This is a genomic window from Acidovorax sp. 94 (genome assembly GCF_003634645.1).
Classification (GTDB): Bacteria; Pseudomonadota; Gammaproteobacteria; order Burkholderiales; family Burkholderiaceae_C; genus Acidovorax; species Acidovorax facilis.
In genome coordinates, this window is record NZ_RBJA01000001.1 from 4,623,432 (window position 1) to 4,643,312 (window position 19,881).

The following is a 19,881-nucleotide window of genomic DNA, read 5'->3' on the forward strand; positions in this document are numbered from 1 at the left end:
ACAAATTACAAAATGTGTCATGACGCTTGCGGATAGTGGTATGCCCAATGTGCATGGGCTCGTTGTTACAAATTGGCGGGCAGTTTTTTGCCATTTGTGAAAGCGTATGGCGGTATTGTTGCTTCGCAAGATTGCAGATAGAACTGGTGTTTACGCCTGTATTTAAGGCATCATATGCTATACAAAATATAGCAATCCACTTTCCCTGGATTGCTCTGTGGCCACGCGGGAGTGGCCCATCAGGTATAAATCCGTTACAGATGTGAGGCCCCACGATGAAAGCTCTTTCCTTCCCTTTGGTGCGCCACATGGCTGCTGCAGCGCTGGTAGGCGCCGCGCTGGCGGGTTGCGCCACCGCGCCAGCGCCAGAGTCCAGCCAGCGCGAACTGGTCGTTGCGATCACGGCCTCGCACGAACTCATCACCTTCCACGCCGGCCAGCCAGACCGCATCCTGGAGCGGCGCCCCGTCACGGGCCTGCCCGCAGGCGAGCGGCTGGTGGGTATCGACTTTCGGGTGGCGCGCGGCGTGCTCTATGCGCTCTCGCAGGCGGGTCGCCTGTACACGCTCGACATTCCCACAGGCGCGCTGCGCCCCGTGGGGCCTGCACCGGCTGTCCTGGGCTTGCGGGGCTCGGCCTTCGGCTTCGATTTCAACCCTGCGGCCGACCGGATCCGTGTGGTGTCGAACACGGGCCAGAACCTGCGCCTGCACCCCGACACCGGGGCTGCCGTGGATGGCGACCCGGCCGTCGAGGGTGTGCAACCCGACCCGGCCCTGCGCTATGCGTGGAGCGACACCCACGCCGGCCGCAATCCCGACATCGCAGGCGCCGCCTATACCTACAACACCCAGGACAGCAAGATCACCACCAACTACGCCATCGACCGCACCCTCGGCGTGCTGGTGATGCAGGGCTCACGCGAAGGCACCACACCTGTGGTGTCGCCCAACACCGGTCAGTTGCGCACCGTGGGGTCGCTGGGGCTGCCACGGCTCACCGACGTGGCGTTCGATATTTCGGACGTCGGCAATACCGCGCTGATTGCGGTGCGCACTTCGGTAGACAGCCAGACGCGGCTGCACCTCGTGGACCTGCGCACAGGGGCCACCCGGCCGCTGGGCACCGTGGGTGAAGGCGCCCCCCTGCTGGGCATGGCCATCGAACCATGACAACCAGCTGCCATGCCCAGCGCACCAGGGCTTTGTCTGCGCTGACCGGCGTGGTTGTGGTGTTTGTGGCGTGTCTGGCAGGCCTGCCCACCGCTGCCCAGGCTGCCACAGTGCAGGTGGAGGTGCTGGATGCGGCGGGCAGGCCGCTGCCAGACGCCGTGGTGTTTCTCGAATCCGCCGATGCCCGCAAGGCGGTCAAGCCGCTGTCCGGTGCGGAGATGGCGCAGGAAAAGCGGCAGTTTGTGCCCGGCGTGCTCGTGGTGCCCGTAGGCACCGAGGTGCGGTTCCCCAACCATGATTCGGTGCGCCACCACGTCTATTCGTTCTCGCCGGCCAAGAAGTTCGAACTCAAGCTCTATACAGGCACGCCTTCCAACCCTGTGCTGTTCGACCGCCCTGGTGTGGCCGTGCTGGGCTGCAATATCCACGACCAGATGGTCGGCTGGATTGTGGTGGTGGACACCCCGTACTACGCCCGCACACCTGCCGCACCGGGCCGGGCGCAGATCGACAACGTGCCGCCCGGCACCTACACCTTGCGCACCTGGCACACGCGGTTGCCCGTGGGCGCGCCCGCGCAGGAGCAGGCGCTCACGGTGCCCGCCACGGGTGCTGCGGCGGCATCGGTGCGTTTGGCAGGGCTGCAGCCTTGAACCGGAAGAAGCTGTGCGAACTGGGGCGCAGCCTGATCTTGCGGCTGATTGGGCTCACGTTGCTGCTGTTGCTCATCGTGCAGGCTGCAGGTTTTGCCGTGGTGCGTGCCACCATCGAGCGCAATGCCCGTGCGCAGATTGCCCAGGCCCTGGACCTGGATGAAAACGTCTGGCGCCGTCTGTTGGAGCAGAACGCCGACAAGCTGCGCCAGGGTTCGGCCTTGCTGGCCGCCGACTACGGTTTTCGCTCGGCCGTGAATTCGGGCGACGAGGAGACCATCCAGTCGGTGCTCGAAAACCACGGCAACCGCATTGGCGCGGCGGTCACCGCGCTGCTGGGCACCGACCTGGAACTGCGCGCGGTCAGCCTGGCGGGCAACATGGAGGCGTTTCCAGCCACCTTGCGCGCGCTGGTGCCGCCGCTGGCCGCACAGCCGCAGGGCAGCCAGATCGCAGTGATGGGCGGCGTGCCCTACCAGTTCGTGATGGTGCCGCTGCGCGCACCGGTGGTCATTGGCTGGGTACTGATGGGGTTCCCGGTCAACCAGCCGCTGGCCGATGAGATGCGGCAGCTGCTGGCGGTGCACGTGGCGCTGGTCGTGAAGGGCGAGGACGGCAGGGCCAAGGTGCCCGTCAGCACGCTGCCGCCAGGCTCGCTGGCGCTGCTGCAGCGCGAGGGTGTTCCCTCGGGCGAGCTGCAGACGCCCGAGGGCATCCTGCTGGCGAGGGCCATTCGCCTGGACAGCGTGGGGGGCGAGGTGCAGGCGCTGCTGCTGCGGTCGGTGGAGGAAGTGCTCGCCCCCTACCGGCAGCTGCAGGTGCTGCTGGCCATCATCACCGTGGCGGGGGTGATGCTGTTTGCGGTGGGCACGGGGCTGGTCGCACAACGCCTGACCACGCCGCTGCGCTCGCTGCTGGCCGCCACGCAGCGGCTGTCGCGCGGTGAGTACGATGTGCCGCTGGAACACACCGACCGCAGCGACGAGATTGGCAACCTCGCACGTTCGTTCGATCACATGCGCAGGGACATTGCTGCGCAGCAAACCGAGGTCCGCCGCCTGGCCTATTGGGATCGCCTCACCGGCCTGCCCAACCGGGAGCGCTTTCGCGAGGCGGTGGTGTTGGCCATTGCACGCAGCACCGGCGGTGCGGTGCCCCCGCACCCGCTGGCCGTGCTCACGCTCGACCTGGACCGCTTCAAACACGTGAACGACGTGCTCGGCTATTCCTTTGGTGACCGCCTGCTGCAGGCGGTGGCCGAGCGGCTGCGCCAGCAGGTGCCATCGCCCGACAACATGGTCGCCCGCCTGGGCGGCAACGAGTTCGCCGTGCTGCTGCGGGGCGCCGATGCGGCCACCGCCCATGCCACGGCGTTGCGCATCACCCAATCGTTCGAAGAGCCGCTGGCCTTCGAGGACCAGACGGTGGACCTGAGCGCTGGCATTGGCATTGCCTGCTGGCCTGGCGATGCCGACGATGCCGACACGCTGCTGAGCCGTTCCGAGATCGCCATGTATGCCGCCAAGCGCAGGCTCAGCGGGGCACAGCAGTACGACGCCTCATTTGATTCGGCCAGCGCGCAGACCCTGTCGCTGCTGACCGAGCTGCGCCACGCGGTGGAGCACCACGAGCTGCGCCTGTACCTGCAGCCCAAGGTGCCGCTGCACGGGCAGCCCGGCCGGGCTGCCGAGGCCCTGGTGCGCTGGCAGCACCCGCAGCGCGGCCTGGTGCCGCCCATGCAGTTCATTCCGTTTGCCGAACAGACGGGGTTCGTGCGGCAGCTCACGCTGTGGATGTTCGAAGAGGTGGCGCGCCTGCTGGCCGACCCGCGCACCCAGGGCCTGGCGCTGCGGGTGTCGGTCAACCTGTCCACACGCGATCTGCTCGACCCGGAACTCAGCACCCGCCTTGCCGACATTCTGGTGCGCCATGGCGTGCCGGCCAGTGCCTTCTGCCTGGAGATCACCGAAAGCGCCATCATGGACGACCCCCAGCGCGCCGAGGCCATGCTCAACCGGCTGTCGGAGCAAGGCTTCAAGCTGTCGATTGACGACTTCGGCACCGGCTATTCCTCGCTGGCCTACCTCAAGCGCCTGCCGGTCCATGAGCTCAAGATCGACAAGTCGTTTGTGATGGGCATGGAGACGGGCGAGGACGACGCGATGATCGTGCGCTCGACCATCGACCTGGCGCACAACCTGGGGCTCACCGTGGTGGCCGAGGGGGTGGAAACCGCCGCCATTCTGGAGCGCTTGCGCACCTTGGCGTGCGATGAGGCGCAGGGCTATCACATTGCACGACCACTGCCGGTCGATGATTTCCTGGCCTGGCAAGAGGGGCAGGCGCATCAGGTGCGTCAGGAGTAAGTTTCTTTAGTTCTTGGTCTGCCAGGCCCCGCAGGCGAAAATACGCGCAATGTCTTCTCCTTCCAGTTCCCGCCCGCCTGCCGGCCCTGCTGCTGCCCCTGCGCCTGCTGCAAGCGCCAGCGCACCAGCGGCACCCGCAACCCGTCCTGTTCTCCGCCGTCCCGCCGTGGCCGCCAAAGCCGCTCCCGTCCGGCCCGCGCCGCCGCCGCGCGCTGCCAGGGCGCCCGCGCCCCCCAACTACCGCACGGCGTCGGGCTCGTTTGTTGCGCCCATCAAGCAAGCGCCCGAACGAGCGTCCGCGACGATCACCGCGAACGGCATGGTCAGCTCCCGCCTGAACAAGCGCATGGCCGAGCTGGGCCTGTGCTCGCGGCGCGAGGCGGACGACTGGATCGCCCAGGGCTGGGTGAAGGTCAATGGCCAGGTGGCCGCAATGGGCGTGCAGGTATTGCCTACCGACCGCATCGACGTAGACAAGGTTGCCCAGGGTTTCCAGGAGCAACGGGTCACCATCCTGCTGAACAAGCCCATCGGATATGTGAGCGGCCAGGCCGAGGATGGCCACACGCCCGCTGTGGCATTGATCAACCCCCGTACGCACTGGCGTGACGACCCCAGCCGCAACCGTTTTTCTCCGCCGCAGCTGCGTGGCCTGGCGCCTGCGGGGCGGCTCGATATCGACTCGGTGGGCCTCTTGGTACTGACCCAGGATGGCCGCGTGGCCCGGCAGATCATTGGTGAGGACTCCGAGATGGAAAAGGAGTACCTGGTGCGCGTCGTCTACCAGGCACCGGGTCAGGCGGTGCCACGCCATCCCAGTGAGCGCTCCGCGCCGCTGCAGGAGATTGACGAGCGCGATCCTGTCAGCACCAATGTGCAGGCGGTGTTTCCACCCGCGTTGCTGGCCCGGCTGCGCCATGGCCTGAGCCTGGACGGCGAGCCGCTCAAGCCCGCCAAGGTCGATTGGCAGAACCCCGAGCAACTGCGGTTTGTGCTGACGGAGGGCAAGAAGCGCCAGATCCGCCGCATGTGCGAGCTGGTGGGTCTCAAGGTGGTGGGGCTCAAGCGCATTCGCATCGGCCGCGTCACCCTGGGCAATCTGCCGGTGGGGCAGTGGCGCTACCTGTCTCCCAGCGAGCGGTTCTGAGTACCACCAGGCTCCCCGCGTCACCGCACTGCATCCCTTGAACGGAGCCTTCTCCATGCCTACCCCACCGCGACCGCGCGCTGATGCTGCCAACGCCGCCAAACTCCATCCGCTGCGCCAGTTGCGTGCGTCCGACTTGCGGGGAGTGGCGCGGTTGGCCACACAGGCCACCACGGGCATCAGCCGCGTGGCCGAGGGGGTGCACCAGTCGGTGCTGGGCACGCTGGGACTGCCTGGAGGGGCGCAGCCGGGCCAGGCGCGCGGCCTGACCGGGCTGGTCTACCAGAGCATTCGGGGCGTGACACGCTTGGTGGACGCGGGCCTGCAGGCAGGCCTGGCGCGGCTGGAGCCGTTTTTTGAACCCGATGCGCCGCTCACCGCAGTGCAGTGGGAGCGCGAGGCCGTGCTCGCCGCCCTCAACGGCGTGATGGGCGACCGCCTGCAGCGCGACGACAACCCACTGTGCACCCGCATGGGGTTCTACCGGGATGGGTTGCCTTTGGACCTGCCCGCCCTGGCCGCCAGCGGCGGGGCCACTGGCAAGCTCTTGGTGCTGGTCCATGGCCTGTGCATGAACGATCTGCAGTGGCTGCACCAGGGCCATGACCATGGCACCCACCTCGCGCAGGCGCTGGGCTATACGCCGGTCTACCTGCGCTACAACACGGGCCTGCACACGTCCGCCAATGGTGCCGAGCTGGCCGCCCAGCTGGAATCCCTGGTGGCGGCCTGGCCCGTGCCCGTGAAGGAGGTAGCGGTGCTGGCCCACAGCATGGGCGGCCTGGTGGCCCGCAGTGCCTGCCACCAGGCGGCGGCTGCGGGGCAGGGCTGGCTGGCGCTGCTGCGCCACCTCATATTTTTGGGAACGCCCCACCATGGCGCACCGCTGGAGCGCGCGGGGCACTGGGTGGACACCCTGCTGGGCAGCACGCCGTATTCCCGGCCGTTTGCCCGGTTGGCGCAGCTGCGCAGCGCGGGCATTACCGACTTGCGCCATGGCCATGTGCTGGAGGCCGACTGGCAGGGGCGTGACCGCTTCGTGCGGCACCCCGACCGGCGCACCCCCGTGCCCCTGCCCGAAGGGGTGGCTTGCCATGCTGTTGCCGCCACGCTGGCGGCGCGGCGCAGTCCGGCGGCCGAGCGGCTGGTGGGGGACGGGTTGGTGCCATTGCACAGTGCCCTGGGCATCCATGATGATGCGAAACGAACCCTGGGTTTTGCCAAGAGTCGGCAAGCCGTGTTCCACCGGATGGGCCACCTGGCGTTGCTGGGGGATGCGGGTGTGGCGCAGCAGCTGGAGCAATGGCTGCAGCCTGCGTGAAGACAAGCAAAAAACAGGCAACACGGCGGAACCGGAAAAGCGGTTCGGATGGCCTGTTTTTCCCCGCCAGCGGTCTTGCCGGGTGTGAGGCCACCGCTACCATTTGGCCACGAGATATGTAACAAGGAGAAGCTAGTGAGTGACGTGAAATACCGCCTGGTAACCCGCAGCGACTTTGACGGCCTGGTGTGCGCCGTGCTGCTCAATGAGCTCAACCTCATCGACGAGATCACCTTCGTCCACCCCAAGGACATGCAGGACGGCAAGATTGCCATCACCAGCCGTGACATCACCACCAACCTGCCCTATGTGCCCGGGGCCCATTTGGTGTTCGACCACCACGAGTCCGAAACCGTGCGCAATTCGGGGCGGCGCTCCGAAAACCACATCATCGAAGCCCATGCCCCCTCGGCAGCCCGTGTGGTCTACAACCACTACGGCGGCAAGGCGGCCTTTCCGCGCATCACCGACGAGATGATGGCGGCGGTGGACCAGGCCGACTCGGCCCAGTATTCGCGCGAAGACATCCTCGACCCCCAGGGCTGGGTGCTGCTGAACTACATGATGGATTCGCGCACGGGTCTCGGGCGCTTTCGCGAATTCCGCATCAGCAACTACGCACTGATGATGGATCTCATCCAGTACTGCCGCGACCACACCATTGAAGAGATCCTGGCCCTGCCCGATGTGCAGGAGCGCGTGCAGCTTTACCGCGAACACGCCCCCAAGGCCCAGGAGCAGTTGCAGCGCTGCGCCATCCGCATCGGCAAGCTGGTCGTGCTCGATCTGCGCGAGGAGGACACCATCTGGGCCACCAACCGTTTCATGATCTACGCGCTGTTCCCTGACTGCAACATCTCCATTCACGTGATGTGGGGGTTGCAAAAACAGAACACGGTGCTGGCCACCGGCAAGTCCATCCTGGACCGCAGCAGCCAGGTTCACATCGGCAACCTCATGCTGGAGTTTGGGGGCGGTGGGCATGCGGCAGCGGGCACCTGCCAGGTGGCCAATGACAAGGCCGACCAGATCCTGCAGTCGCTGGTGCAGCGCATCACGCTGGAAGGCTGACGGGGCAGGCCGCCACAAGGCCCGCATGGTTTGCATTCAACCGGAATGCCAGGCTGGAAGCTGCCGACAGTGCTGTAGCGCGGCAAGGCACGTCGCACCAGTGATCCCTTGCGCTTCGCGCCACCCACGGCGCACGAAGCTGGCGCGGCCCAGGCCAGTGCTCCCGCGCAAGGGCCGCCCCGCCGCGCTGGGAGCGTCCCCCTCCCGGCTCGCGCAGCGAGGCGAGAGAGGGGGAAGGCGCGAAGCGACTCAGGGGGTGTTTCACTTCAGTCGTCGCTCAGCAGCGCGCGGTAGATGGCGGCGCCCAGCAGTGCGCCTGCAATGGGCGCGGCCCAGAAGACCCACAGTTCCGACAGCGCATAGGCTGGGCCAAACAGCGCCGGACCGGTGCTGCGGGCCGGGTTGACCGAGGTGTTGGTCACCGGGATGGAGATCAGGTGGATGAGCGTGAGGCACATGCCGATGGCCAGCCCGCCAAAGCCGCTCGCCGCACGTTTGGCCGTGGCGCCCAGGATCACGATGAGGAAGATGGCTGTCAGCACGACCTCCGTCACCACGGCGGCCATCAGCCCATAGCCGCCTGGGGAGTGTTCGCCATAGCCGTTGGTGGCAAAGCCCCCGATGTCTGCGCCCGGCTTGCCCGTGGCAATGAGGTACAGCACGGCCGCTGCAGCAATGGCGCCCAGCACCTGGGCCACCACGTAGCCCGGCAGCTCGGACGCCTTGAACCGGCCCCCCAGCGCCAACCCTACCGACACGGCAGGGTTGAAATGCCCGCCCGAGATCGGCCCCAGCGCATAGGCCCCGGTCAGCACCGTGAGGCCAAAGGCCAGGGACACGCCGACAAAACCGATACCCAGCTGCGGGAAGGCGGCAGCCAGCACGGCGCTACCGCAACCGCCAAATGTCAGCCAGAACGTGCCGAGGAACTCGGCGGACCATTTTTTCAGGGATGTGGGCATGGCAAGAGGGCTCCGGAGGAAGGGGGGCAGAGGATGGGAAGGCGGCATCGCACCGAGCGCCTTCGGTGGCGTGCATCTTATGGGGTCTAAATGACAGAAAATGCTGTCAAATGCCTGCAAATTGTCAACAATCTTCAGCGCCGAAATGGCTGTGCGGGATGGCTTCGGTGCGGGCCGCGGGTGGTGAGGGGCGTGCGCCGCACAGTGCAACCCTTGAAATCACCGAGTCCGCCCCGAGGTGAACACGCGCGAATGCCTTTCCTGGCCTCCTGGGCGTGAAACGCGTTCTTTTTGCACCTTACACAGCAACCTCCAAGACACCATGAGCACAAAACAAACCCTGTCTTTCCAGGCCGAAGTAGCGCAACTGCTGCACCTGGTCACCCATTCGCTGTATTCCAACCAGGAGATCTTCCTGCGCGAGCTGATCTCCAACGCGTCGGACGCCTGTGACAAGCTGCGTTTTGAAGGCCTGAACAACTCCGCGCTGTTTGAAGACGCCCCCAACCTCGAAGTGCGGGTGACCTTCGACAAGGCCGCCAAGACGCTGACCATCACCGACAACGGCATCGGCATGAGCCAGCAAGAAGCCATCGACCACCTGGGCACCATCGCCAAAAGCGGCACCAAGGACTTCATGGGCCGTCTCTCAGGCGACCAGAAGCAAGATGCCCAGCTCATCGGCCAGTTCGGCGTGGGCTTTTACTCCGGCTTCATCGTGGCCGACAAGATCACCGTGGAATCGCGCCGCGCGGGACTGACGGCCGAAGAAGGGGTGCGCTGGATCAGTGGCGGCACGGGCGACTTCGAGGTGGAAACCATCACCCGCGCCCAGCGCGGCACCAGCATCATCCTGCACCTGCGCGACGACGCCGAGGAATACCTCAACGCCTGGAAGCTCAAGCAGGTCATCGCCAAGTATTCCGACCACATCAGCCTGCCCATCCTGATGGAAAAGGAAGAGTGGAAAGACGGCGAGCTGATCAACCCCAATGACGAAAACGGCGGCCGCCAGCCCGGCGGCATGGTCAAGACCGGCGAGTGGGAAACCATCAACAAGGCCAGCGCCCTGTGGACGCGCCCCAAGAAGGACATCACCGAAGAGCAGTACGCCGAGTTCTACAAAACCATCAGCCACGACCACGAGGCTCCGCTGACCTGGGCGCACAACCGAGTGGAAGGCAACACCGAGTACACGCAGCTGCTGTACATCCCCGCCAAGGCGCCGTTTGACCTGTGGAACCGCGACAAGAAGGCCGGCGTGAAGCTGTACGTGAAGCGTGTGTTCATCATGGACGACGCCGAGGCGCTGATGCCCACCTACCTGCGTTTTGTGAAGGGCGTGATCGACTCCGCCGACCTGCCGCTGAACGTGAGCCGCGAGCTGCTGCAGGAAAGCCGCGACGTGCGTGCCATCCGCGAAGGCTCGACCAAGCGCGTGCTCTCGATGCTGGAAGATCTGGCCAAACACGACAAGCACGACACCGCCGCCAATGCCGACGGCGTGACCGATGTGGTGGATGCCGACGACAAGGCCAAGGAAGGCAAGTACACGCAGTTCTACAGCGAGTTTGGCGCCGTGCTCAAGGAAGGCCTGGGCGAGGACTTTGGCAACCGCGAGCGCCTGGCCAAGCTGCTGCGCTTTGCCAGCACCACCAGCGACGCCGTGACGGTGGGCTTTGCCGACTACAAGGCCCGCATGAAGGAAGGCCAGGAGGCGATCTACTACATCACCGCCGACACCCTGGCCGCTGCCAAGAACAGCCCACAGCTCGAAGTCTTCAAGAAGAAGGGCATCGAAGTGCTGCTGATGACCGACCGCGTGGACGAGTGGGCGCTGAACTACCTGCACGAGTTTGACGGCACCCCGCTGCAAAGCGTGGCCAAGGGCGCGGTCGACCTGGGCACGCTGCAGGACGAAGCCGAGAAGAAGGCGGCCGAGGAAGCTGCCGAAGCCTTCAAGCCTGTGCTGGCCAAGCTGAAAGAAGCGCTCAAGGACAAGGCCGAAGACGTGCGCGTGACCACCCGCCTCGTCGATTCACCCGCCTGCCTGGTGGTGCAGGACGATGGCATGAGCACCCAGCTGGCGCGCATGCTCAAGCAGGCTGGCCAGCAGGCGCCCGAGACCAAACCTGTGCTGGAGGTGAATGCCGAGCACGCGCTGGTCAAGAAGCTCGATGGCAGTGTGCACTTCCACGACCTGGCGCACATCCTGTTTGACCAGGCCCTGCTGGCCGAGGGCGGCTTGCCTGAGGACCCCGCCGCGTATGTGAAGCGCGTGAACGCCTTGCTGGTATAAAAACTGGCTCTCTTCCGTTTCGGGTGGAACACTACAGTTCAAATAAATCCATTGACACCCCCTGAACAGGAGCCCTCCCGATGCAAGAAGCGTTGTTCTGCCAAGCGTTGGGGCTGGCCGCGCCCTGGGCTGTGGAGCGTGTTGCACTGGATGTCGAGCGCAGCCGCATCGACCTGTACGTGGTCTGGCAATCGGGCAGTGCCGCCTGCCCCGTTTGCGCCGCAGCTGAGCAGAAACTGCATGACCACCGCCAGCGCAGCTGGCGGCATCTTGATTTCTTTCAGTTCGAAGCCTACGTGCACTGCGCGCTGCCTCGCGTGTCATGCAGCGCCTGCAGCTCTACGACCCAGCTGAGTGTTCCCTGGGCGCGAGAGGGCAGCCGCTTCACGCTCATGTTCGAGGCTCTGGCTCTGACGCTGGCCCGTGAGATGCCGGTGGCCGCGTGTGCACGCATCCTGCGCTGTGCGGACAACGCCTTGTGGCGCCAGATCGATGCCCATGTCAGCTTGGCGCGCGCCAAGGAGAGCTACGCGGGTGTGGCGGTCATCGGTATCGATGAGACCAGCTGCGCCAAAGGCCACAGCTACATCACCCTGGTGCACGATCTTGAGCGGGCGCGACTGATCTACGCCACACCCGGCAAGGATGCCAGCACCGTGCAGCGCTTTGCGGCGGACCTCAAGAGCCACCAAGGCAGGCCCGAAGCCATCCAGGTGGTGTGCATGGACATGTCCAAGGCCTTTATCGCAGGAGCAGGCCAGCACTTGCCCCAGGCGGCCATTGCCTTTGATGGCTTTCATGTGGTGCAGATGGCCAACCGGGCAGTGGACGCAGTGCGGCGGGAAGAGGCCCGGGGCGAGCGCTGGCTCAAGAAGACCCGTTGGTGCTGGCTCAAGGACAAAGCCAAGTGGACGGACAAAGAGCAGGCAAAGATGGATTGGCTGCCTCGCACCCGATTGAAGACCGCCAGGGCGTGGCGGATGAAGGAGGCGCTGCGCGATGTTTACAGGAACTCAGACGCGGATGCCGCCAGCAGTGCACAGGCACTCAAGAAATGGCTGCACTGGGCGCAACGCAGCCGCTTGCAGCCCTTCAAGGACTTGGCCAAGACCATCCAGCAACACTGGGCGGGAATACTCCAGGCGTTTGATGCTTCTCATCTGCACACCGGCTATGTGGAGGCGGTGAACTCACTGTTGCAAGCAGCTAAGGCCAAGGCGCGTGGCTATGGCACCACCGATCACTTCATCGCCATGGCGTTCTTGATTGCTGGCAAGCTCACTCACCTGCCAGGCAGTCCTTTGCGAAAAGCAAGGGCCTGACCATGGCTCTGGTGGGGAATGTGGCGTTCCACCCGAAATGGAAGAGAGCCTAAAAACTAAGGCCAAATCGGCATCTGGCGCTCGTCCATAAAGCGCTAAGTGCTATAAAAATAATAGTAAAAACCGGTGGTGCCTGGCACCACCGTTTTTTTTATGGACATTCCAAAGCCGCTCAATCTTCGGGCTGGGCCTGCTCCAGGATGCGGCTGTGTGCCTGGTTGCGTTCCTGCGAGGGGGTGTCGATCAGCTCCTTGAGCGCGCCCTCTGGCAAACGCAGTCCCTTGCGCCGGTCGTTCTTGACCGGCAGGTTGCGCCAGCCCGACAGCACCAGCCAGTCCCACAGCTCCCTGGGCAGCGGATGGGTGACGGCCATCTTGACCTGCCCCCGCAGGATCACGGTGCCCACGGCGGGCAAAGGCCCCACGGGGGCGGGCTTGCGCTTCTGGCGAATGGAGAGGAGCGTGCGAAACATGTCCTTCATGGGTGGGCCAACTCGCGGTAGATCGAAGATGGCGCAGCATAGCCCAGGGGCCCCCAGCCGGTCCACCACCCGTGCTGCCAACCGGGGTGGCGTGCACCCGTGGTGCAAACAATACGCAATACCGTTCGCAACCGTTAACGATTGTTGCCGCGCGGATTGCGCCCCCGTCCGTCGATAAATTCCAACCCAGCCTTGGTCCGTGGCGGCCACGGTACATCCACGCACTCCCTGCATTTTTTGCCAGCCCCTCGGGGCCTGGTGAGGTTGCGGCGTGGCCGGAAGTCGGAGCCATTCACCTCAGGAGTATTTTGATGCTTTATCGATTGACGCGATCTTGGGAGGGCGCATGCGCCTTCTGGCGCGCGCGCACATCCAGTGGGCCCGCGCAGCCTGCTACAAGCCCTGCGCACAGCGCGGTACGCCGCTTCCGCTGGCTCTTGCTGGCGGGTGGCCTGTTTGCGGGTGCAGCCATGGCACAGTCTGCCGACCTGGTGGTCAACCATGCGGATTCGCCGGACCCTGGGCCCGCAGGCGGCATCTTCACGTACACGCTGCGCATCGACAACAACGGCCCCAACGGCGCCACCGGCGTCACGCTGACGGACACACTCCCCGTGGGCTCCACGTTCGTGGATGTGGCCACCACCGCAGGCACCTGCAGTCAGGCGGCTGGTGTCGTCGATTGCACGTTGGGCAATATCCCGTTCAACAGCAACCAGACCGTGACCATCCGGGTGCGGCTGCCTTCCGCCGGGGTCTGGACCAACACCGCCACGGCTGGCAGCGCCACGACCGATCCCAACACCAGCAACAACGTTAATAGCATCCAGGACACCACCGCCACGCAGGCGGCCGACCTTGCGCTGGTGGCGACACCTTCTGCCGCCAACGTGGTGGCCGGCCAGGCCTACAGCTACGCGCTGCAGGCTGCCAACAACGGCCCGAATGCCGCCGATGGCAGCCAGCGCATCATCTTCACGGTGCCGGCTGGCGCGTCGATCCGGTCCACGCCCACGGGCACGGGCTGGTCTTGCACGGCGTCAGGCGCCTATCCGCTCAACAGCGGTACGGTCACCTGCACCCGCGCCAGCTCGCTGGCCAATGGCGCGTCCACTGGGGTGCTGACGGTACCAGCCGTGTCCAACACCAACGGCACGGTGACGGCAGCCTTCGCGGTGAGCGGCTTGAAGCCTGACAACTCCACCATGCCCGACGGCAACACAGCCAACAACACCGCCACGGTGGACGTGAGTTCCACCGCCGGCGCGGACGTGTCCATCACCAAGACCCGCAACATCGCCAACGTGGCGGTGGGCTCCAACGTGGTCTACACGCTCACCCCGCGCCTGAACGGCGGCGTGTCCCTGGCGGGCGAACTGATCACGGTAACCGACACCCTGGATCCGGGGCTCACGCTGGTTTCGGCGGTCGGTACGGGTTGGACCTGCAACACTGCAATTGTTTGTACCCGTGCGGGCTACGCGGGTGCCAATTTCACCAATATGCCCACGATCACCATCACGGCGACCGCCACGGCTCCCGGCACGCTGACCAACACGGCGGGCATCAGCACGCCCGTGACTGACCCCGACCTCGGCAACAACTCTGCCAGCATCAACGTCGCCGCCAGCAATGACGCCGACATGCAGATGACAAAAACCGCCAATATCAATCCGGTGGTTCCCAACGTGCCCTTCAACTACACGCTGACTGCGCGCAATACTGGTCCACTGGCGGTGCCTAGCGGCCAGGCTATCACGGTGGGCGACGTCGTGCCCTCGGGAGTGACCCTTCAGTCGGCCAGCGGTACCGGATGGGCTTGCGACGCGTTGCCCTTTGCGGGTAACGGCGTGACGACCTGGGGCTGCACGCGCAGCGACGGTTTGAACCCCAACACCAATGCAACCCCTCTGGTCGTCACGGCCATCCTGACCGGTGCCGGTGCCGCCGTCAATAACGCCTGCGTGTCGCTGGGCGGTGGAGGCCGTGTGGACAGTAACGCAGGCAACAACTGCGCTGGCGCCTCCGTGACTGCCACGGCGACTGGCACCGATCTGCGCGTGGTGTCCAAGACCGCCGTACCCAACCCTGTGGTGGCGGGCCAGAACCTTACCTATGTCATCACGGTCGATAACGCGGGCCCGAACTCCGCCGACAACGTGACGGTCACCGACACCCTGGGCAGCCTGCTGAGCACGGGCGGCTTCCAGTCCGCAGCGGCTTTGCAAGGCAGCTGCACCACTTCTCCCAATGCCAGCGCTGCCGGTGTGGACCTGACCTGTAACCTGGGCACGCTGAACGCGGGTGCGCAGGCCACGGTGACGGTGGTCGTGCGCCCCACCATCGCGACCACGGGCAACCGCATCAACACGGCCAGCGTGCGCTCGCCGGATATCGGCGACACCAACCCGACCAATAACAGCGGCAGCGTGACCAGCCAAGTCACGGCCATGGTGGACCTGGTGGCCTCCAAGACCGCCACGCCCCTGAGCGTGCCCGCTGGCGCACCGATCACCTTCGTGGCCACGGTGCGCAACAACGGCCCCTCGACCGCCCAGAACGTGCAAGTGGTGGATAACCTGCCCGCCAACGCTGCCTTCATCAGCGCCAGCGCCTCCGGCGGCGGCAGCTGTACGACGCCTGCCGTGGGTGCCCCGGGTGGCACGCTGACCTGCACCTGGGGCAGCATCGTTAGCGGCTCGCAGAACACCGTGACCTATCTGTTGCGGCCGCTCGGCACGGCGGCAGGCGGCACGGTGGTCAACACCGTGAACGTGTCCACGTCCACGGCGGAGTCCGATCTGACCAACAACTCGGCCACCACCACCACCGCGGTCACTGCCGCGCAGCTGGACATCCTGGTGAACAAGGTGGACAGCGCTGACCCGGTAGACCTGGGCCAATCGACGACGTACACCATCACTGTGAACAACAGCGGCCCGTCGTTCGGCACCAATGTGGTGATGACCGACATCTTCCCCGCACCGGGCTCCTCGCCCACGGCCACCTTCAGCTACCAGGGCGCGCTCACGGTGAATGCAGGCGGCGCGTGTACCGAACCCACGATGGGGGCGACCAGCGGCACGCTGACCTGTAGCTTTCCGGGGCTGAGCAGCGGCCAGAGCGCCACCATCACCTACGTCATGCGCGCGGATACCCTCACCGTGGCAGGCGCGACGAGTGGCACGGCCTTCAACCAGGCCAGCGTGGTGGTGGAAGAGACCGAGACCACGATGGCCAATAACGTGGTGACCCACGACACCACCGCACGCCGTTTTACCGTGGCGACCGATCTGGCGCTGAGCAAGACTGCAGCCGCAGGGCCCCTGGCCCCGGGTGCCGCGATTGACTACACGCTGGTGGTCACCAACAACGGCCCGTTGGCCAGCGATGGCGCCCAGGTGGTGGATGTGTTGCCACCGGGAGTCACCTTCGTGTCCGGCACGGGCTGCGTCAATGCTGCCGGTACCGTGCGCTGCGCAGTGGGCGCACTGGCGGTGGGGGCGTCGCGGACCTTCACGATCAGCACCACGCTGGCGTCGCCCTACAGCGGGGCGCGCCCCCTGGTCAATACGGCCACGCTGGACGCACCGGGCGACACGAACCCCGGCAACAACACCGCCAGCGCGCCAACGGCGGTGTCGAACCTGCCTGCCAGCAGCATTCCCACGCTGTCGGAATGGGGCATGATTTTGCTGGCTGCATTGCTGGGCCTGATGGCCTGGCAGCACCCTGCCATGGGCCGCCGCCGGTAGCCCGACCGCCACCGCCGTCGCGATCCCTTCGCGGCGGCGGGCTGTACGCCAAAAGGCCAGCACGCTGCAAAGCGTGCTGGCCTTATTTTGTTGTTCAGGGAAGGAGCAGGTGGCGGCTTGTGCGCCGTCCTGCGCGCGGCGTTTCAGCCGCGTGGGTCCGCCAGGGCCACCGTGTCTACCGTGTCCAGCCGGTACCCCATGCCATAGATGGCCGTGATCGCATAGCCGTGGGCCTGCTGCGTCAACTGCAGCTTGGTGCGCAGGCGTGAAACGTGGGTGTCGAGCGAGCGTGAAGGTGCTTCGCTGCGCTCGCCCCACACCGCTTCGCGCAGGTGCGCGCGCGACAACAGGCGGCCCGCGTTGCGGAACATGAAAAGGGCGAGTTCGTATTCCAGGTTCTTCAGCGCCAGTGTCTCGCCGTGCAGGGACAACAGCCGCTTCTCCGGATCGAACCGGTAGGGGCCGAAGACCAGCTGCTGGCCCATGGCCTGCGGGTACGCCCGCCGCAGCAAGGCCGCAACGCGGGCGACCAGCTCCCCCACACGCAGGGGTTTGACCATGTAGTCGTCCGCGCCCCGGTTGAGCGCTTCGATCACGTCACGTTCTTCATTGCGGCGTGTGACCAGCAGGATGGGCAGTTGCTGGCCGACCATCTCGCGCAGGCGCTGGATGACCTCGATGCCGTCCATGTCCGGCAGGTGCCAGCCAGAGATCAGCAGGTCAAAGGTTTCATGCCGTGTGTCCTTGAGCAGGCTCGCACCGCTGGTATAGAAATGGCAGATATGGTGGTGGCGCTCAAGGGCGCTCCGGATCATGTCGGGCAAGAGGGGGTCGTCGTGCAGGACGGCAATGCGCATGGTGTCGGTCTTCGGGCGCAAGCGCCCTTCGCAAGTCAGAAAACGCCTTTCCAGGAAGGCGTCTCTGGATGTTGCGCGACATCGCTCCCCTGTGCACACGGGTTGACAATCGTTTGCAATGCCCGGGCGCCTCTGGCACCTCTCCGGGGCGCCGCAGCGGCCTGCACCACAACACACCGCAGCGCAGGCGGCTCAGTGCGCGTTCATCTCACGCCACCAGGGGCTCTTCCTGCATGGCCTCAATCTGCTCGATCAGCATGTCCACCTGCCCGCGCCAGTAGTCGCTGGTGCCAAACCACGGGAAGTTGACGGGAAAGATTGGGTCCTGCCAGCGGCGTGCGAGCCAGGCGCTGTAGTGGATGAGGCGCAGGGTGCGCAGCGGCTCGATGAGCGCCAGCTCGCGGCGGTCGAAGCTGCGGAACTGCTCGTAGCCGTCGATCAGCGCCCCGAGCTGGTGGGTGCGCTGGCGCCGGTCGCCCGAGAGCAGCATCCACAGGTCCTGCACGGCCGGGCCCATGCGGGCGTCGTCCAGGTCCACAAAGTGGGGGCCGCCCCGGCCCCACTCGTCCAGTGGCGTCCACAGGATGTTGCCGGGGTGGCAGTCGCCATGCAGGCGGATGGGGGTGGCATCTTTCAAGGAAAAATGGCCTTCTCCGCGCTCCTGGTGGATGTTGTTTGCTATCAATTTAAGAGCTGTATCGCACTGTGTTTTCCACGCGGCGGCCACGTCGAGCGGGATGATGTCGTTGCCCAGCAGCCAGTCGCGCGAGGCCTGGCCGAAGGTCTCCAGGTCCAGCACCGGCCGGTGCACAAACGGTTGGGCCGCACCTACGGTGTGGATGCGCGCCAGAAAGCGGCCGATCCATTCCAGCACCTCGAAGTCATCCAGCTCGGGCTGGCGCCCGCCGCGCCAGGGGCTGACGGAGAACGCAAAGCCATCGTGCTGGTGCAAAGTGGTGCCGTTCAGCACCAGCGGGCCCACGGCGGGCACTTCGGCGGCCATCAGCTCGGCGGCAAAGGTGTGTTCTTCGAGGATCTGGGCCTCAGACCAGCGGCCAGGGCGGTAGAACTTGGCCACCACGCGCTCGCCGTCTTCCAGCGTGGCCTGGTACACCCGGTTTTCGTACGACGACAGGGCCATGAGGCGGCCATCGCCATACAGGCCCACGCTGGCCAGCGCGTCCAGCACCTGGTCGGGGGTGAGGCGGGCGTAGGGATGTAGGTCGTTCGAGGCGTTGGCAGCGGTGTCGGGGGGCAATGGGGTCATGCCCCATTGTCGCCGCCATGCCCTTGACGGCCGGGCATAGCGTTTCAGCCAGGCAGCATCGTCGCGATATGTCCGGCGCGCGGGTCGCCGCTGCCCGCCAGCACGCTCGCAAACAGCGCCTGCGTGGCCTGGGGCCCTGTATGGTGCTGCACCACCAGCCAGGGCTGCGGCCCGGCCGACACGGCGGTGCTGAACTGGTTCCACGCCGCCACCAGGCGCTCGTTCAGGCCCTGAGCGCCCCAGTCGGTGTTGCGCTTCTTGACCTGGGCGGGGGCGAAGAACATCACCGGGCGCGGGCCGGGCAACTGGCCGGCGCCGCCCAGGTCCTGCACGTGGCTGGCGCCCACCGAGCAGCTGTAGGCCAGGCCCGTGAAGTGGGCGTGGATGCGCTGGCGCAGGCCCACGCTGCCCGCAAAGTCGATGTACACGCTGGGCGTCGCGCCGTCGATCTGGTCCAGTGTGTCGTAGGTGACCACGCGGCTGTAGCAGCCCAGGCTTTCGCAAAACGCCACATTGCCCGGCGAGGTGAGGCCAATGACCTCGATGCCGTCGCGCTGCGCCAGCTGGAAGGCGGTGCCGTAGGCCGTTTTGCTCGACGCGCTGGACAGCAGCATGCGCTGGGCGCCAAAGAACTGCTGGTCGGCCAGAAAATCGTCGATGAGCCACGAGGTGATGAACAGCGGCCGCAGCAGCGCCTGCACGTCCTCGTTGTCGGCGCGGTACAGCCCGTCGGTGCCGGTGCGCAGGTAGTGGTTGTAGACCGCATGCAGGCCCGCGCGGTGGGCGGCGCCGTCACTGAAGCCCGTGGGGTTGACGCGCTGGGGCGACAGCACGGCCTGACTGGCCATGGGCCAGTAGCCATAGAGGCGCTCGCCCACGGCCACCTCGGGGTGCTGTGACTCTGTCACCGTGCCAAAACCCCACACGGGCACGATGCCCCAGCCCGCTTCGCCGGTGGGGAAGAACTGCCAGTAGTTCAGCATGTCGCCCAGCGCGGCGTAGGTGATGTTGTTGGCCGTGAGGGCGAACGACTCGACCCGCACGCGGACCTGGCCGCCTTCCAGCGGGGTGTCGTCGGCGGTCAACAGGCGGGTGCTGGCCAGGTTGTCCTGGCGCACGAGGAGGGTGGTGGTGCTCATGCCGCCACGCTAAACGAAAGCCCGGCGCGGCTCAAGCGGGCCGCGCCACCTCGGCGACAGCGGGGCCCA

The 19,881-nt window shown here is 65.8% G+C and carries 14 protein-coding genes; 9 read left to right on the forward strand and 5 right to left on the reverse strand.

What is annotated here, in order from left to right; genetic code table 11:
- The first annotated feature begins 275 nt into the window (after window positions 1–275).
- The 6 genes from C8C94_RS21320 (at window position 276) to C8C94_RS21345 (ending at window position 7,730) form a co-directional block, all read left to right on the forward strand.
- On the forward strand, window positions 276–1,172 hold the full coding sequence (locus tag C8C94_RS21320) for a DUF4394 domain-containing protein (protein ID WP_121422126.1): 897 nt from the start codon (window positions 276–278) through the stop codon (window positions 1,170–1,172).
- Window positions 1,169–1,825: a methylamine utilization protein gene (locus tag C8C94_RS21325; RefSeq protein WP_199731314.1), complete on the forward strand. Its 657-nt coding sequence runs from the start codon at window positions 1,169–1,171 to the stop codon at window positions 1,823–1,825. Before C8C94_RS21320 ends, C8C94_RS21325 begins: the two co-directional genes overlap by 4 nt.
- The gene (locus C8C94_RS21330; RefSeq protein ID WP_199731315.1) at window positions 1,822–4,191 is read left to right on the forward strand and encodes a bifunctional diguanylate cyclase/phosphodiesterase; all 2,370 of its coding nucleotides are present in this window, start codon (window positions 1,822–1,824) and stop codon (window positions 4,189–4,191) included. The genes C8C94_RS21325 and C8C94_RS21330 overlap by 4 nt, the downstream gene beginning before the upstream one ends.
- Window positions 4,192–4,510: 319 nt before the next feature.
- Complete coding sequence (locus C8C94_RS21335; RefSeq protein WP_121423022.1) at window positions 4,511–5,338, forward strand: pseudouridine synthase; 828 nt, start codon at window positions 4,511–4,513, stop codon at window positions 5,336–5,338.
- Window positions 5,339–5,393: 55 nt separating this feature from the next.
- Window positions 5,394–6,659: a triacylglycerol lipase gene (locus C8C94_RS21340; RefSeq protein WP_121422127.1), complete on the forward strand. Its 1,266-nt coding sequence runs from the start codon at window positions 5,394–5,396 to the stop codon at window positions 6,657–6,659.
- A gap of 135 nt (window positions 6,660–6,794) precedes the next feature.
- Window positions 6,795–7,730 (forward strand): hypothetical protein, encoded by a 936-nt coding sequence (locus C8C94_RS21345; RefSeq protein WP_055400141.1) that lies wholly within the window; start codon window positions 6,795–6,797, stop codon window positions 7,728–7,730.
- Between the two features lie 266 nt (window positions 7,731–7,996).
- On the opposite strand, the gene aqpZ is transcribed toward C8C94_RS21345, so the two are convergent.
- Window positions 7,997–8,692 (reverse strand): aquaporin Z, encoded by a 696-nt coding sequence (gene aqpZ / locus C8C94_RS21350; RefSeq protein WP_055400143.1) that lies wholly within the window; start codon window positions 8,690–8,692, stop codon window positions 7,997–7,999.
- Window positions 8,693–9,014: 322 nt separating this feature from the next.
- Here aqpZ and htpG point away from each other — a divergent pair, with 322 nt between their 5' ends.
- Together htpG and C8C94_RS21360 are read left to right on the forward strand one after the other, a co-directional pair.
- Window positions 9,015–10,991: a molecular chaperone HtpG gene (gene htpG / locus C8C94_RS21355; protein WP_055400145.1), complete on the forward strand. Its 1,977-nt coding sequence runs from the start codon at window positions 9,015–9,017 to the stop codon at window positions 10,989–10,991.
- 80 nt (window positions 10,992–11,071) lie between these two features.
- On the forward strand, window positions 11,072–12,313 hold the full coding sequence (locus C8C94_RS21360; protein ID WP_121419550.1) for an ISL3 family transposase: 1,242 nt from the start codon (window positions 11,072–11,074) through the stop codon (window positions 12,311–12,313).
- Window positions 12,314–12,485: 172 nt separating this feature from the next.
- On the opposite strand, the gene C8C94_RS21365 is transcribed toward C8C94_RS21360, so the two are convergent.
- Window positions 12,486–12,794 (reverse strand): hypothetical protein, encoded by a 309-nt coding sequence (locus C8C94_RS21365; RefSeq protein WP_055400148.1) that lies wholly within the window; start codon window positions 12,792–12,794, stop codon window positions 12,486–12,488.
- A 470-nt stretch (window positions 12,795–13,264) separates the two neighbouring features.
- Between C8C94_RS21365 and C8C94_RS21370 the strand changes: the two genes are divergently transcribed.
- Window positions 13,265–16,549: an IPTL-CTERM sorting domain-containing protein gene (locus C8C94_RS21370; RefSeq protein ID WP_233573538.1), complete on the forward strand. Its 3,285-nt coding sequence runs from the start codon at window positions 13,265–13,267 to the stop codon at window positions 16,547–16,549.
- A gap of 143 nt (window positions 16,550–16,692) precedes the next feature.
- On the opposite strand, the gene C8C94_RS21375 is transcribed toward C8C94_RS21370, so the two are convergent.
- From C8C94_RS21375 to C8C94_RS21385, 3 genes are all read right to left on the reverse strand, one after another.
- Window positions 16,693–17,406 carry a response regulator transcription factor gene (locus C8C94_RS21375; RefSeq protein ID WP_055400168.1) on the reverse strand — a complete coding sequence of 238 codons (714 nt, stop codon included), beginning with the start codon at window positions 17,404–17,406 and terminating at the stop codon, window positions 16,693–16,695.
- A 208-nt stretch (window positions 17,407–17,614) separates the two neighbouring features.
- Window positions 17,615–18,673 (reverse strand): serine/threonine protein kinase, encoded by a 1,059-nt coding sequence (locus C8C94_RS21380; protein WP_121422129.1) that lies wholly within the window; start codon window positions 18,671–18,673, stop codon window positions 17,615–17,617.
- 44 nt (window positions 18,674–18,717) lie between these two features.
- Complete coding sequence (locus C8C94_RS21385) at window positions 18,718–19,812, reverse strand: DUF2855 family protein (RefSeq protein ID WP_121422130.1); 1,095 nt, start codon at window positions 19,810–19,812, stop codon at window positions 18,718–18,720.
- Between the last annotated feature and the right edge of the window lie 69 nt (window positions 19,813–19,881).